The organism is Spirillospora sp. NPDC048819 (genome assembly GCF_040650055.1).
In the GTDB taxonomy this organism is placed as follows: Bacteria; Actinomycetota; Actinomycetes; order Streptosporangiales; family Streptosporangiaceae; genus Spirillospora.
The window spans coordinates 26,007-41,026 of the sequence record NZ_JBEZGN010000005.1 but is presented as its reverse complement, the minus strand read 5'-3'; the positions used below and the strand labels follow the sequence as shown (position 1 = coordinate 41,026).

Here is a 15,020-nt window from a genome sequence, read left to right as displayed (position 1 = left end):
GCCCGAGCCGAGGGAGAACCAGTGCCGCATCCCGCGACCGCGATCCAGGAGTCCGGCGGCACGATCGCCCCGCATCTGCGGCGGCTGCTGGAGTTCGTCGAACCCGCCCGCGACGACGTGTGCCTGGACATCGCGCGCGGCCACGGCCCGATGCCCGCCGCGCTCGGCCCGCAGGTGCGCCATGTGACCGCCGTGGACGCGATGCCCGCGCCCGCGCACGCGCAAGGCGCACCCGGCGCACGCGACACGCGCGGGGCGCACGGGCGGACGTCCACGGTGGAGTTCGGGACGGGCCCCGTCCGGATCACCGGAGACGACCCGCCGCCGGCGTCCGCGACGCGCGAGGACCGACGGCCGCATCCGGTCGGGCCGGACCAGACCACGATCAAGGCGGACGCCACCGCGCTGCCGTACAGGGACAACGCGTTCTCCCTGGTGACGGCCCGGTTCTCGCTCTACAACCTGGGCGACCCCGATCCCGTGCTGCGCGAGCTGCTGCGGGTGTGCCGGCCCGGCGGACGCGTGATCATCGCCGATCTGGTCCGCGGCAACCTCGCCGGGCCCGACCGGGACCGCATCCAGCGGCTCCGCGATCCCGACCATCCCGGGACGCCGTCCATCGCCCGCCTCACCGAGATGATCACCTCGGCGGGCGGGAGCATCCGCCGCCTCGACGTGTTCACCGTGGAACGTCCCGTGGAGCCGTGGCTCGCCGGGTCCTGCGACGACGCGACGGCCGACCGCATCCGCGACGCCCTCACCGACGAGGTCGACGGCGGCCCGCGCACCGGCGCGAAACCGCGCATCATCAGCGGCGAACTCTGGTTCACGCAGTCGTGGGCTCACGTGGCCGCCGAACCCATACCCTGAACGCACGTTCATCCGCGACGCGCCGGAGGGCGACACGCCGCGTCCCGCCGGGTCAGGGGACGAGGACGGCGGCGCCAGTGAAGCGGTCCGCGGCGAGGTCGGCCAGCGCGCGGTCGGCGTCGTCCAGCCCGTAGGGGTGCGTCGTGACGGCCACGTTCAGGCGGGCGGCCAGGGTGAGGAACTCCTCGCCGTCCGCGCGTGTGTTCGCCGTCACCGACCGGACCTCGCGCTCCTGGAACAGGTGCCGCTGATAGCCGAGGGACGGGACGTCGCTCAGATGGATGCCCGCGACGGCGCACGTCCCGCCGCGGTCAAGGCGTTCCAGGGCGGCCGGGACGAGTTCCCCGGCCGGGGCGAACACGATCGCCGAGTCGAGCGGGGCGGGGGCTGGGTCGAAGGAGTCGCCCGCCCAGGACGCGCCCAGCTCACGCGCCAGTTCGCGGGCGGCGGGGCTGCGGGTGAACACGTGCACGTCGGCGCCCTCCGCGATCGCGATCTGCGCGGCCAGATGGGCGGAGCCGCCGAAACCCCAGATGCCGAGGCGCCCGCCGGGCGGGACCGCGGCGCGGCGCAGGGCGCGGTAGCCGATGATGCCCGCGCACAGCAGCGGCGCGGCCCGGACGTCGTCCAGTTCGGGCGGCAGCGCGTAGGCGTAGGCGTCCACGGCCAGCGCGTACTCGGCGTAGCCGCCGTGGGCGTCCCAGCCCGTGTAGACCGACGACGGGCAGAGGTTCTCCGCGCCGCGGCGGCAGAAGCGGCACGCGCCGCACGTCCCGCGCAGCCAGGCGACACCGACCCGGTCGCCGGCGCCGTGCAGCGCGCCGTGGCCCGCGGCGACGACCTCCCCGACGATCTCGTGGCCCGGGGTCACGCCGGGCAGGTGGACGGGCAGGTCCCCCTCGGCGACGTGCAGGTCCGTCCGGCAGACACCGCAGGCCAGGACGCGCACGAGCAGCTCGCCCGGCCCGGGGGACGGGGTGTCGCGGTCGGCGCGCTCCAGCGGCCCCGAAGAGATCGGGGCCGGGGTCCGCACCACCCACGCGCGCATGGCGGTCAGGGCGTCAGCGGCAGCTCGAACCAGACGGCCTTGCCGTCCGCGGTCGGCCGGGCGCCCCACCGGGTCGCGAGCTGGTCGACCAGGTACAGGCCGCGGCCGCCCTCGTCGGTCTCGCCGGCGCTGCGGATGCGCGGCAGCCGCATGTCGGAGTCGAACACCTCGACCCAGATGGCGTCGGCGCCGCGCCGCAGGCGGAGCCGGAACTCCTTGGTCGGCGGCTCGCGGCGGCCGAGGTCGGCGCCGAGGTTCCAGTCGTCCTCGGCGAACGCGCCGCCCTCGAACGGGTCGCCGTCGAGCGGGCCGGTTTCGTAGCCGCCCGTGTCATAGGGACCCGTGCTGTACGGGCCGGCACCGAACTCGGTGTTGAACTGGACGGGCGGCGGGGCGCTGAGCGGCTCGCCGCCGCGCCCCGGAGGGCCGGCCGTCACCGGAACGCCCACCTCGCGGCGCGGGGTGGGCGTGGCGGTGGCGTGCAGCACGACGTTCGTGACGACCTCGGAGACCAGCAGGCACGCCAGCTCGGACTGCTCGTCCAGCATCCCCCAGGACGCGAACGTGTCGGCGGCCATCCGGCGGGCCTCCGACACCATGATCGGCTCGGCGGTGAAGTCGCGCTCCTCGACGGCCAGCTCGTCGCCGGCGGTGCGGATCACGACGATCGCCACGTCGTCGTCGATGTCGCCCGGCACCGCCTCGTAGGCGGCGTTGGCGACCGCCTCGACGCCGCCGCGGGACGCCTCGGCGACGGCGGCGCGGACCATCTCCCGCGACTCCTCGCGGGTGTAGTACTCGCCGTCCTCCTTGGGACGCCGGTCGATGAGGCCGTCGGTGTACAGGACGAGGGTGGAGCCCGGTTTCAGCTCGCTCGTCTCCTCGTTGAAGAGGATCTCGCCGCCCATGCCGGGGGCACGGAGGCCGAGCATGCCGCCCTCGCTCTCGAACGGCAGCTCGCCGACCTGGCCGTCCACGATCAGCAGCGGCGGGTCGTGGCCGGCGTTGGCGAACTCCAGCACCCGCGACCACGCGTCGTACACGAAGTAGGTGCACGAGACGAGCGGCGGGCGGACGAGGTCGTCGCTGTTCCAGCCGGACCGCATCCGCTCGGGCCGGGTCATCGTGCGGACCCACTCGTCCAGCTTGCGCAGTATGTCGGCGGGCGGCTTGTCGTCCTGGGCGAAGGCGCGCAGTGCGGCGCGGAGCTGCCCCATCACCGCGGCGGCGCGGGCGCCGCGGCCCTCGACGTCCCCGATGACGAGCCCGACGCGGCCCGCCGACAGCGGGATCACGTCGTACCAGTCGCCGCCGACCTGCGTCTGGATGCCGTGCCCGTGCGACTCCAGCGGGCGGGCCGGCTCGTACCGCCAGGCGATCTGCAGGCCGTCCAGCGGGGGCGGCCGGTCGCCGGGCAGCAGATGCTTCTGGAACGCCAGCGCGGTGTCGCGCTCCTCCTCGAACAGCAGCGCGTTGTCGACGGCGAGCGCGACGCGGCTGGCGATCGCGCCCATCAGGTCGCGGTCGAAGCCGTCGTAGTGCGGGTCGGGACGCTTGGTGAGGTTCGACAGCGCCAGGCTCATCACGCCGAGCAGTTCGCCGCGCACCAGCAGCGGCGCCGAGATCACCGAGGTGATGCCCATCTCGTCGCCGAGCCGCTTGGACGACTCGGTCGGCGCGGCGAACCGGTGCTGGATCATGTCCTCGACGAGGACGGCGTCGCGGCGGCTCATCGCCTTCTCGCTGAAGTGCCCGCGCGGGTAGGACACGGGCTCGCCGACCTCCGCCCAGGTGCCGGGCGGCGGCTCCCAGCCGCCCGCGTGCCGCGACACCCGCCGGTGCAGCCGGTCGCCGCTGTACAGGTCGATGAAGCAGTGGTCGGCGAACTGCGGGACGAGCGTGTCGGCGACGCGCCGCAGCGTGCTCTCCAGCTCCAGGGATCCGGCGAGCCGCTCGCCGATGCGCTCCATCAGGCCGTAGCGGTCCTGTTCGCGCTGGTTGGAGCGCAGCGCCTCCCGCGCGAAGATCACGACGCCGTCGACGGCGCCGGACGGGTGCCGCAGCGGCACCGCGTGCGCGCGGGTGTAGACGGTGGTGCCGTCGGCGCGCAGGTTGCAGAAGGTGCCCTCCCACACGCCGCCCTTGAGGACGTGCTTGGCGAGCTCAGTGGCCTGCTCGTGGTCCTCTTCGGCGATCCCCAGGGACAGGACGGAGTGGCCGATGATCTCGTCGCCGCCGAACCCGAACAGCTGGCGGGCGAAGGCGTTGCCGTAGATGACGTTGCTGAAGCGGTCGCAGACGATGACCGCCATCTCCATCTGGTTCAGGACGGTCTCGGGCGGCAGGTACGCCTCGTCAGGCGCTTCCCCCCAGTGGCTCATCTCCCCATCCCGATACCAGTCGCGGTTCCCGCCCGCACCGCCGCCCGGATGATCACCGGGCGTCGCGGCACGGGCATCGCACGTGTTCGTCTCGTCGTATTGAACGACGAACCCGCCGCCGGGATACGCCCGAAAGGCGCGATGTCACGGAGATCTTCGGTATAGACCGTCGAGATGGAGCCGTGCACACCGCCCACACGCATGCCCGCAGAGTCAGCGCCTGCTGACGAACACGTGCTCGGCGATGTCGCGCGGCAGTTCCGTCGCGGGACCGTCGGCCTCGTCCTCACTGATCACCCGCACCCCGTCATCGGTCGCCCGAAGAGTCACCTCACGTCCCGGTTGTATCCCTATCTGCTTGAGTCTAAGCATCAGGTCGCTGTCGCTTTGCACCTGCTCGCTGATCCGGCGGATCACGGCGTCCGAGCCGCCGGGGCTGGCCACCGCGGTCATCACCGACAACGGCGAGGTGTCGGCGGCGACGCCACCGGTCGCGCCGAGCTCGGCTAGGCCGGGGATCGGGTTGCCGTGCGGGCAGGTGGTCGGGTTGTCCAGCAGTGCGACGAGCCGGCGTTCGACGTCCTCCGACATCACGTGCTCCCACCGGCATGCCTCGATGTGGACGTCCTCCCAGGGCAGTCCGATCACGTTGACCAGCAGGCATTCGGCGAGGCGGTGCTTGCGCATGACGCGCGTCGCGAGACCGCGACCGCTTTCGGTCAGCTCGAGGTGCCGATCTCCCTCGACCCGCAGCAGCCCGTCGCGCTCCATCCGCGCGACCGTCTGGCTCACCGTCGGGCCGCTCTGGGAGAGCCGCTCGGCGATGCGCGCGCGGAGGGGGATGATCCCCTCCTCTTCGAGCTCGAAAACCGTCCGGAGGTACATCTCCGTGGTATCGATCAGGCCGTGTGAGGTCACAGCTCCCTCCAGTCTTATGGGCACGAGTCTACTTGCTCGGACCCGGCAGTGCCGGGCCACGCGAATATCCTCGTCAAGCCGGGTACGGGGGAACGCAAGATGAACGCGAAACCTTCCCCCGACGCGGAACCGTTCCTGCCGCGGACGCCCGAAGAGCGGGCCGATCTGGACGCGCTGCGCCGCGCGGCGGCCGGCTGCCGCGGCTGCGGCCTGTACGAGAACGCCACCCAGACCGTCTTCGGCGACGGGTCGCCGGGCGGACGGGTGATGTTCGTGGGCGAGCAGCCCGGCGACCAGGAGGACCGCAAGGGCCTCCCGTTCGTCGGCCCCGCCGGACGCGTCCTCGACCGGGCCCTGGTGGAGGCCGGGATCGAACGCGGCGACGTCTATGTCACCAACGCCGTCAAGCACTTCAAGTTCAAGCGGCAGGAAGGCGGAAAACGGCGCATCCACGAGCCACCGAACGCCGGCGAGATGCGCGCGTGCCGTCCCTGGCTGCTGGCGGAGCTGCGGCTCCTGGACCCGGACGTGGTGGTCGTGCTCGGCGCGACCGCGGGCAAGGCCCTGTTCGGCTCCTCGTTCCGGGTGACCAAGCAGCGCGGCCGCCTGCTCCCGCTCCCCGACCTGGAGACGATCGGCACCCCCGCGGCCGGCAGGGAGATCGTCGACGCACCGCCGGAGCGGGCCGGCGCGCAGATCGTCGCGACGATCCATCCCTCCGCCGTCCTGCGCGCCGAAGACCGCGAAGCGATGTACGAGGGCCTGGTCGAAGACCTCAAGATCGCCGCATCAGCTCTCGACTGACGCCGCGTCAGGGTTTGACGGGCACCGGTTCGGCGGTGCGGGTGTCGTAGCGGAGCAGCGCCGGGACGGTGAACGCCGCGATGATCACCAGGACCGCGCAGGCGAGGCCGCCGCCCACCCACGACGCGGTGGCGCCGGCGACGCTCGCGGTCGCGCCCGCGCGCACGTCCCCGAGCCGCGGTCCGCCCGCGACGACGACGGTGAACACGCCCTGGAGCCGTCCGCGCATCTCGTCCGGCGCGTAGGTCTGGAGCATCGACTGGCGGAAGACGGCCGACACCAGGTCCGCCGCGCCGCCGACGGCCAGCAGCACCACCACGAGCCACAACCGCCCGGACAGCCCGGCGGCCGCGACCGCGAGGCCCCCAGATCACGATGGACACGACGAGGGCGATGCCCTGGCGGTGCACCCGTCCGATCCAGCCGGACATCAGCCCGCCGAGGAACGCGCCGATCGCGATCGCGGCGAACAGGTACCCGACGGCGCCGTCGCCGCCGAACCGGGTCTCGGCCACCTCGGGGAACAGCGCGCGGGGCATCGCGATGGCCATCGCGATGATGTCCACGACGAACGACATCAGCAGCACCGGCTGCGTGGCCAGATACCGGAGCCCGTCGATCACCGACCGCAGGCCGGGCGAGCCGGTGATGTCGCCGAGGGGAGGGATCGGGGGAAGGCGGAGCGCCGCGTAGAGGGCGACGCTGAACAGCACGGCGTCGAGCGCGTACGCCGCCGCGTAGTTCCAGCGCGCCAGCAGCACCCCGGCGAACAGCGGCCCGGCCAGCATCCCGAACTGGCTGGCGGTGAAGGCGAGGGTGTTGGCCGCCGGGACGAGCGGCCTGTCGACGAGCCGGGGGATGATCGCGCTGCGGGTCGGTGAGGCCACCGCGAACCCGACGGCCTGGACCGCGACGACCCCCATGATCAGGGTGAGGCTCCCGATGCCGAGCAGAGCCTGGGCCAGCAGCAGCAGGGTCGCCACCCACATGATGCAGGACGAGACGAACAGCAGCTTGCGCCGGTCCATGTGGTCGGCCACCGCGCCGCCCCAGAGCCCGAACACGATCAGTGGGACGAGGTTGACGAAGCCGAGCACACCGACCCAGAAGGACGACCTCGTCATGTCGTACACCTGGACGGGCACGGCCACGGCGGTGACCTGGAAGCCGACGAACGACACTCCCTGCCCCAGCCACAGCCGCCGGAACGCGGGCAGGCCGAGCGGCCGGGTGTCGATCGCCAGCCGGCGCAGCCTGCTCCCCCGCGCCTTCTTGCGGGCCTTGCCGTCCTTCAGGGGTTCCTCCGGGGCCTCAGGGAGACAGTCTCTCCATCACCCAGTCCCCCGAATCGTCCGGGGCGGGGCGACGATAGCGGATTCGATCATGGAGCCGGTCACGGCGGCCCTGCCAGAACTCGATCGACTCCGGGACGAGCCGGTAGCCGCCCCAGAAGTCCGGCAGCGGGACGGCGTCCGCGTCGTCGGCGTCCGGTGCCCCCGGAGGACGCCCCGAGGCGGGGTCCGGCCAGCGTTCGGCCAGCTCGGCGTAGCGCCGCTCCAGCACGTCCCGTCCGGGGATGACGCCGGACTGCCGCTCGCTGGCCCACGCGCCGAGCCGCGATCCGTACGGGCGCGTCCGGAAATAGGCGGCCGACTCGTCCCGCGACAGTTCCTCCACCGGGCCCGCGACGCGCACCTGCCGGTGCATCTCGTGCCAGGGGAAGACGAGCGCCGCGCGGGGGTTCTCCGCGAGGTCGCGCCCCTTGTGCGAGGTCAAGTTCGTGAAGAAGCGGAATCCGTGCGGCCCGTACCCCTTGAGCAGGACGGTCCGGGCGCTCGGCACCCCGTCCCCGGACGCCGTGGCCAGCACCATCGCGTTCGGTTCGGCGAGCCCGAAGGCGTGCACGTCGGCGAACCACGCGGCGAACAGTGCGAGCGGATCGGCGGGGAGCGAAGTTTCCACCAATTCGCCCCCTTCGTAGGATCTTCGGAGCCGCGCGGGATCGGGCGTCGTGGAATCCACAGCGTCAGAGCCTCTCACCTGGGTCTTGTGCAACTCACATGGCCCCTGGGTACTGGCAAGTAAGGCGGACAGGGTTCAATGGCACGGCACCGCCTTATCACTCTTGGGGACGAAAGGCAGGACGACATGTCCGACTTCAAACCTGGTCTCGAGGGGGTCGTGGCCTTCGAGACCGAGATCGCCGAACCGGACAAGGAGGGCGGCGCCCTCCGCTACCGGGGCGTCGACATCGAGGATCTCGTCGGCCGCGTCTCCTTCGGCGACGCCTGGGGCCTGCTGGTGGACGACAGCTTCGACCCGGGACTTGCCCCCGCCGACCCGCACGTCCTGCCGGTCACCTCCGGCGACGTACGGGTGGACGTGCAGAGCGCGCTCCCCACCCTCGCCCCCGCGTACGGGATGCGCCCGCTGCTCGACATCTCCGACGAGGAGGCCCGCGCCGACCTCGCCCGGGTGTCGGTGACGGCGCTGTCGTTCGTCGCCCAGTCCGCGCGTGGCATCGGCGTGCCGATGGTCCCGCAGGACAAGATCGACTCCGCCGGGACGATCACCGAGCGGTTCATGGTCCGCTGGCGCGGTGAGCCCGACCCGAAGCACGTCCGGGCCATCGACGCGTACTGGGTCTCCGCCGCAGAGCACGGCATGAACGCCTCCACCTTCACCGCGCGGGTGATCGCCTCCACCGGCGCGGACGTGGCGGCCAGCGTGTCCGGCGCGATCGGCGCCATGTCCGGCCCGCTGCACGGCGGCGCCCCCGCCCGGGTGCTGCCGATGATCGAGAAGGTGGAGCAGCTCGGCGACGCCCGCAAGGTCGTCAGCGACATCCTCGACTCCGGCGACCGGCTGATGGGCTTCGGCCACCGCGTCTACCGCGCCGAGGACCCGCGCGCCCGGGTGCTGCGCCGCACCGCCAGGGAACTGGACGCGCCGCGCTTCGAGGCCGCGAAGGCGCTGGAGGACGCCGCCCTCACCGAACTGCGCGAGCGCCGCCCGGACCGGCCGATCGAGACGAACGTGGAGTTCTGGGCCGCGGTCATCCTGGACTTCGCCGAGGTCCCGACCGCGATGATGCCCGCCATGTTCACCTGTGGCCGCACCGCCGGATGGGCGGCGCACATCCTGGAGCAGAAGCGCACCGGCCGCCTCGTCCGGCCGAGCGCCAAGTACACCGGCCCCGGTACCCGCGAGATCAACGACGTCGCCGGAGCGGCGAAGGTCCTCAAGGCCGGCTGAACGGCCGATCCCCCGCCCCCGAAAACGCCTTGAGGCCCCCGGTCGAACCGGCCGGGGGCCTTCTGCCGCGCTCACCCTGCAGCGCTCAGGACGTGCCGCGCTCAACGCGACATGCCAGGCTCAACGCGACGAGCCGGCTCAACGCGACGTGCCGGGCTCGTTCGCGGGGGCGGGCGGGCAGGCGGCCTGGCCTTGCTCGCCCGCGATGAGGCGGCCGCAGACCTGCTCGACCTCCGTCGTCCCGTCCGGGTTGATCGTCGCGAGGATCACCGGCTTGTCGAGCACCTGGTGGCCGGTGCGGCGGGAGCTGAACCGGATGACGCCGCTCGCCCCGTTGCGCAGGACGTCGTGGTCGGGGTCGTTCAGCGCCGCGAACACCGATCCCGCCGACGGCAGCGCCTCCTCCTGCCAGTACACCTTGCTCGCCACGGTCGCGACGAGGGTGGCCGCGTCGTAGGCGACGGCGGCGCGGGTGATGGACGGCCGCTGGCCCTCGTTGTTCTCGTCCGTCATCTCGCGTACGGCGGGGTCATAGTCGGAGTAGAACGTCTGCGGCGCCTGGTCGCCGATCCACCGCCACGTCCACGCCTCCCGCGCGGCCAGCGGCGTGAAGTACAGGTCGAAGGTGTCCTTGCGGCCGAGCTCGCCCGCGTTGTCGCTGACGTACTTGGCGATCTCGTCGTCGGCCATGACCAGCGGCCGCTTCGGGCAGGACAGCTCCATCACGTTGATGAACGAGCGGAACTCGTCCGACCTGCCGGCGTAGTAGAACATGTCGGGCTGGTCCTGGCAGGCCTCGCGCGCGGCCTTGTCGAGCTCGCCGGGATTCCTGTACGGCCGCATGCGCACCTTGCCGGGCCGGAAGGCCTTCTGGAAGTCGACGGCCAGGTTCTCGCTGTAGAGGTCGTCGGGGTCATCGTTGTAGAGGACGACCGCGTCCTTCACCTTCGTGCCGCCGATGTGCCCGTTCCGCGCCCAGTAGGCGGCGTGCCGGGCGGTCCGCAGGTTCGGCGACGCGAGCCGGAAGTAGTACGGCGAGTAGCCAGCGTCGCCGTCGAGCAGGGCCGTCCCGTCGTAGCTGTTGGCCGTGCCGACCAGCGGCAGCGCCGACTTGGCCAGCATCTTGATCGCCTCCTGCGTCTGCCGGCGGCTCTGCTCGAACCCGATCACCGCGACGATGGAGCGGTCCTCCAGCGCCAGCTCCCGGATCTGCTGGGCGACCTGCCCGGCGTAGCGGAACTTGGCGCCCGCGTTGCCGATCAGCACCCGCAGCCGAAGGTCGTTGCTCTCGGCGGCGTCGTTGAACCGCTTCTGCGCGATCGCCAGCCCGATCAGCTCGCCCTGTACGCCGGCGAGGAGCTCGCTGCGGTGATTCTTGATCGACGGGTCGGCGGTCACCGGGCCGAGGTAGACCACCGTCGCGTACGGCTTGCCGGACTCCTCGACGTGGTCGTTCAGGTCCTCGATCCGGTCGAGCACCCTGTTCAGCCGGTTGTCGTTGTTGCGGCCGCCGGAGTCCACGCCGAAGCGGAACGACCCGTCGGTGATGCCGACGCATTCGCCGTTCGCCATCCGCCTGATGGCGAACGGCGAGCAGTACTTCACCACCTGGACCGAGATCACGGTGATGGACGCCGCCGCGACCGCGACCATCGCGATCCACGGCAGCGCGGGGTGGGCGATCCGGGGGCGGCGCCGCACGGACCGGACGGGCGGCAGGTCGCCGCCCGGGTCGCGGGTGATGTCGACGCGCAGTTCCCGGCGCGAGCCGAGGGCGCCGACGCGCCGCTGCTCGCGCGTGTAGCGGTCCCACAGGGCGCGCGCGCCGATGACGTTCTGCGGCTCGCCCGGCGACAGGTCCACGCGGACCGCCTGCGCGAGCCGGTCGACGAGCCGCGGACCGGACGGGGAGGACGGGTCGTCGTCGGAGGGCGCGGTCGGGTCGATGCCGGCGGCGATGATGAGCGGGTCGAAGCCGGTGAGCCGGTCATCGGCCTGGAGGTCGGTGCGGACCCGCTCGGCCAGCTCGATGAACGTCACGCCGGGATGCCCGGCCGACAGCTGCTCGAAGATCAGCACCGGGTAGCGGACCCGCGCCCACGCGGCCCGCCGGTAGTCGCGCCGGTAGTTGCGGCGCAGATCCTCCAGGAACGCGGCGACGAGCAGCAGGTCGAGCTGCTCGCCGTGGTCGTCCGGCTCGACCGGGCGCGGGTCGAACACCCCGAGCGCGAACCCGAGGAACTCGGTGGAGTCGCGGTCCACGTAGGGCTGGCGGAGGAACCACCCGAATTGGCGCACCCCGTACCAGCCGCGCGTCCTGGCGAGGATCTGCACGGTCACGAACGCCAGCCCGATGACCGCGGCGAACACGGCCGCCGCCAGGTCGAGGGCGGCCGCCGTCCCGGCGCTGATCAGCGCGACGGCCGCGATCCCGATCGGGGCGATCTGCTCCAGGAACCCCAGGAACGTCGCGGGCCGGCCGCGCGGTGACTCGAGGTCGCGCAGGACGTCCCGCCCGCGCCGGCGGATCACCCGGTTCAGCTCGCGGCGCCGGGCGTTCTCGTTGTCCCCGACCGGCGGATGCGTCAGCCGCCGGATGAGCTGGTGGTTCTCCCGTTCGGCGGGCGCGGCGCCGCGCGGCGGCGGGCGGTCCCCGGCGACCCGGATCTCCCGCAGGTCGCGCAGCCACAGCGCCATCTCCAGCATCGGGAACCGCAGCGGCGGCTCGCCCTTGGCGTGGCTGCTGGGCTGCGACAGCTCCCGCTTGGCCTCCCGCAGGACGCCCGCGACGTCGGTGGCGAGGGTGTCGGCGGCGATGTGCGACACCGGGTCCTTCTCGCACCGCGTCTTGAGCATCTCGGCGACCTGGGAGGTGGCGCGGCCGGGGCCGAGCAGCAGGAGCAGCGGCCGCAGCCGCTCCCGCCACCGCCACGGCGGCCGCTCCCGCAGCCGTTCGAACAGGTCGAGCACTCCGCGCAGCCGATCCTCGCTCAGGATCCGGTCGCCGTCGCTCGCCATGGCACGCCTCGCTTCCCCGCTCGCCTCGCTTCCGCCGTCCCCGGCTCGCCCGCCGAGCCCCCTGTCGGGTTGGACGCGGCGCACCGTGAAAAGGATCGAAAATTTTTCATGAACATGCGACCGAACATGAAAATCGGCCACTTTGTCATCATTGGGCCCATGAGTGATGACCGTGCCGGTGCGGACGAGCCGCTCGACGGCGACATCGGCCCCATGTCCGGCACCACCGCGTCCGACAGCGCGGCGTCCGGCGCGGTGGCCGATGCAGCGGAGGATCTGCGACGGGCGGCGGCCGATGTGGCCGAGGAGCTGCGGCAATACGAGGCGGAGCGCGAGGAGCGCCGCCGCCGCACCAACGCGGTGTCGGGACGGGTCGCCGCCGTGATGGCCGCCCTGTTCCTGGCGTTCCTCGTCTACGACTCCGTCCGCACGGCCGTGGCGGCGCATGCGAAGGGCGACGACTGGATCTACCCGCCCGCGGTCGTCGCCGGGATCTGCGCGATCGCGCTGGCGACCCTGCTTACCTGGGCCGCACGGCGCGTGAAGTAGCCTTTTCGAGTGACCGACAGCGCGAATCCCACCATGGAAATACCCGCCGATCTGAAGCCCGCCGACGGCCGTTTCGGGTGCGGCCCGTCGAAGGTGCGTCCCGAGCAGCTCACCGCGCTCGCCGAGTCCGGCTCGACGTACATGGGGACCTCGCACCGGCAGAAGCCCGTCAAGTCCCTCGTCGGGCGGGTCCGTGAGGGCCTGGCCCAGCTGTTCTCGCTCCCCGAGGGGCACAAGGTCCTGCTCGGCAACGGCGGCACCACCGCGTTCTGGGACGCCGCCGCGTTCGGCCTCGTCCGGCAGCGGTCGCAGCACCTGACGTTCGGTGAGTTCTCCAGCAAGTTCGCCAAGGTCACCTCGAGCGCGCCGTGGCTGGGGGACCCGACCGTCATCAGCGGCCCGCCCGGAACGCACCCGGAGGCGTCGGCCGAGGAGGACGTCGACGTCTACGCCCTCACCCACAACGAGACCTCGACCGGCGTGGCGATGCCGATCAGGCGCCCGGCGGGCACGACCGCGCGCGAGGGCCTCGTGCTGGTGGACGCCACCTCGGGCGCGGGCGGCCTGCCCGTCGACGTGACCGAGACCGACGTCTACTACTTCGCGCCGCAGAAGTGCTTCGCGGCGGACGGCGGGCTGTGGCTGGCGCTCGCGTCCCCGGCGGCCCTGGAGCGGATCGACGAGATCGCCATGTCCGACCGGTACGTCCCGGAGTCCCTGAACCTGAAGACGGCCGCGGACAACTCCGCCAAGGACCAGACCTACAACACCCCGGCCGTGGCGACGCTGCTCCTGCTCGCCGAGCAGATCGAGTGGATGAACGGCCAGGGCGGCCTGGAGTGGACGACGTCCCGTACGGCCGACTCGTCCCGGCGGCTCTACACGTGGGCGGAGAAGACGGCGTACACGACGCCGTTCGTCGTCGACCCGGCGCAGCGCTCGCAGGTGGTCGGCACGGTCGACTTCAACGACGACGTGGACGCGGCGGCCGTCGCCAAGACGCTGCGCGCCAACGGGATCGTGGACACCGAGCCGTACCGCAAGCTGGGCCGCAACCAGCTGCGCATCGGCATGTTCCCGGCGATCGACCCCGACGACGTGGAGGCCCTGACCGCCTGCATCGACTACGTGGTCGAGCGTCTCTAGGAGTTCGGGGGCCGCAGGTGCGGGAGAACCCTCGGGGGCGCCACGCCGCTCCCCCGAGGGTCCGTCTCAGGCGGCGGCCGGCAGACCGCCGGTGCCGCCCGGCCGCGCCACCACGCGATGGCGGAGACCGGCGCGGTCGCATTCCTCGTCGGCGCGGGTGAAGCCCGTCCAGACGCGATCGTCCATGTCGGAGTCCCTGGCCGTCGGCAGGAAGGCGGCCGTCGCGAGCACGTCGGGCAGGTCTCGGCGTCCGGGACGCCGCTCCATGCCGACCTTCAGGTAGGTGCCCTCGCGGAGCATGACGATGGTCGCGAACTCCACCCGCGTGTGCTTCTCCGCATCGCGGAACCAGCGCGGGTTGGACGCCCAGTAGATGTTCTGCTCGGTGTCGACGGCCACGGTCAGCGGGCTCAGCGCGGCGCGGGCCAGATGCACCTCGGTCGGGCGGTCCCGGTGGACCCAGGCCAGCGCGGCCCGGCCGACCACCGATTCGAGCACCCCGGTCACCTCGGACGTGTCCGCGCAGCCGGCGAGGAGCTGGAAGACGGGTTCGCTGTCGGTCGTCCCGGACGCGGGCGGCAGCGCGAACCGCGACCGCAGGTCACCGGCGTCGATGTCGCCGTTGTGCGTGGCCACCACCCCGGCGGCGGGGCCGTCACCGGTGGACGCGGCGCCGGCGACGGCCATCGGGCTGGCGTTGTCCGGCTCGGCGGGCGAGCCCTGCGTCGCCCAGCGGGTGTGCCCCAGGGCGACCGGCGCGCGGTCGAGTTCGGGGAGCAGGTCCGGCCGCCAGATCCCGGAGAAGCGGCCGCGGCCCTTCAGCACGCGGCAGCCGTCGCCGCCGGTTCCCTGCCCGCCGAGGCCCGGCCAGGCGCCGAGGAGCGCCAGCCCCGCCGAGTCCGTGCCGCGTTCCTCCGCGAGCATGCCCAGCGTGACGAACACGTCCGACGCCGGTCCCGCGTCGGCGAACGGTGAACGCACCATCCCGAACAATCCGCACATGCTGGATGAGATGCAGATCATGGGCGGAC

12 protein-coding genes and 1 pseudogene are annotated in these 15,020 nt (G+C 72.5%); 5 read left to right on the top strand and 8 right to left on the bottom strand.

All coding sequences use genetic code 11. The annotated features are described in order from the left end of the window. Positions 1 to 21 precede the first annotated feature (21 nt). Entirely contained in the window at positions 22 to 870 is an 849-nt protein-coding gene (locus AB0C35_RS09610; protein WP_358452497.1) for a methyltransferase domain-containing protein, read from the top strand. Between the two features lie 52 nt (positions 871 to 922). Here the strand turns inward: AB0C35_RS09610 and AB0C35_RS09605 are convergent, their stop codons facing one another. The 3 genes from AB0C35_RS09605 to AB0C35_RS09595 form a co-directional block, all read right to left on the bottom strand. After that, on the bottom strand, positions 923 to 1,918 hold the full coding sequence (locus AB0C35_RS09605) for a zinc-dependent alcohol dehydrogenase family protein (RefSeq protein WP_358452496.1): 996 nt from the start codon (positions 1,916 to 1,918) through the stop codon (positions 923 to 925). A gap of 5 nt (positions 1,919 to 1,923) precedes the next feature. Beyond that, on the bottom strand, positions 1,924 to 4,299 hold the full coding sequence (locus AB0C35_RS09600; RefSeq protein ID WP_358452495.1) for a SpoIIE family protein phosphatase: 2,376 nt from the start codon (positions 4,297 to 4,299) through the stop codon (positions 1,924 to 1,926). 213 nt (positions 4,300 to 4,512) lie between these two features. Next, positions 4,513 to 5,217 (bottom strand): metal-dependent transcriptional regulator, encoded by a 705-nt coding sequence (locus AB0C35_RS09595; protein WP_358452494.1) that lies wholly within the window; start codon positions 5,215 to 5,217, stop codon positions 4,513 to 4,515. A gap of 99 nt (positions 5,218 to 5,316) precedes the next feature. Between AB0C35_RS09595 and AB0C35_RS09590 the strand changes: the two genes are divergently transcribed. Continuing rightward, positions 5,317 to 6,021 carry a UdgX family uracil-DNA binding protein gene (locus AB0C35_RS09590; RefSeq protein WP_358452492.1) on the top strand — a complete coding sequence of 235 codons (705 nt, stop codon included), beginning with the start codon at positions 5,317 to 5,319 and terminating at the stop codon, positions 6,019 to 6,021. Between the two features lie 7 nt (positions 6,022 to 6,028). On the opposite strand, the gene AB0C35_RS09585 is transcribed toward AB0C35_RS09590, so the two are convergent. From AB0C35_RS09585 to pdxH, 3 genes and pseudogenes are all read right to left on the bottom strand, one after another. Next, positions 6,029 to 6,340: a hypothetical protein gene (locus AB0C35_RS09585; RefSeq protein ID WP_358452490.1), complete on the bottom strand. Its 312-nt coding sequence runs from the start codon at positions 6,338 to 6,340 to the stop codon at positions 6,029 to 6,031. A 112-nt stretch (positions 6,341 to 6,452) separates the two neighbouring features. After that, positions 6,453 to 7,202 (bottom strand): annotated as a pseudogene (locus tag AB0C35_RS09580) (MFS transporter); the annotation flags it as partial. 130 nt (positions 7,203 to 7,332) lie between these two features. Continuing rightward, the gene (gene pdxH / locus AB0C35_RS09575) at positions 7,333 to 8,043 is read right to left on the bottom strand and encodes a pyridoxamine 5'-phosphate oxidase (RefSeq protein ID WP_358452488.1); all 711 of its coding nucleotides are present in this window, start codon (positions 8,041 to 8,043) and stop codon (positions 7,333 to 7,335) included. Between the two features lie 126 nt (positions 8,044 to 8,169). Here pdxH and AB0C35_RS09570 point away from each other — a divergent pair, with 126 nt between their 5' ends. After that, the gene (locus tag AB0C35_RS09570) at positions 8,170 to 9,276 is read left to right on the top strand and encodes a citrate synthase 2 (protein WP_358452486.1); all 1,107 of its coding nucleotides are present in this window, start codon (positions 8,170 to 8,172) and stop codon (positions 9,274 to 9,276) included. Between the two features lie 138 nt (positions 9,277 to 9,414). Here the strand turns inward: AB0C35_RS09570 and AB0C35_RS09565 are convergent, their stop codons facing one another. Beyond that, positions 9,415 to 12,294, bottom strand: coding sequence for an ABC transporter substrate-binding protein (locus AB0C35_RS09565; RefSeq protein WP_358452484.1), 2,880 nt, complete (start codon positions 12,292 to 12,294; stop codon positions 9,415 to 9,417). 159 nt (positions 12,295 to 12,453) lie between these two features. Here AB0C35_RS09565 and AB0C35_RS09560 point away from each other — a divergent pair, with 159 nt between their 5' ends. Both AB0C35_RS09560 and serC read left to right on the top strand, forming a co-directional pair. After that, complete coding sequence (locus AB0C35_RS09560) at positions 12,454 to 12,843, top strand: hypothetical protein (protein WP_358452482.1); 390 nt, start codon at positions 12,454 to 12,456, stop codon at positions 12,841 to 12,843. A gap of 9 nt (positions 12,844 to 12,852) precedes the next feature. Next, positions 12,853 to 13,989 carry a phosphoserine transaminase gene (gene serC, locus AB0C35_RS09555; RefSeq protein ID WP_358452480.1) on the top strand — a complete coding sequence of 379 codons (1,137 nt, stop codon included), beginning with the start codon at positions 12,853 to 12,855 and terminating at the stop codon, positions 13,987 to 13,989. A 66-nt stretch (positions 13,990 to 14,055) separates the two neighbouring features. Here the strand turns inward: serC and AB0C35_RS09550 are convergent, their stop codons facing one another. Beyond that, positions 14,056 to 15,012: a hypothetical protein gene (locus tag AB0C35_RS09550; protein ID WP_358452478.1), complete on the bottom strand. Its 957-nt coding sequence runs from the start codon at positions 15,010 to 15,012 to the stop codon at positions 14,056 to 14,058. Positions 15,013 to 15,020 lie beyond the last annotated feature (8 nt).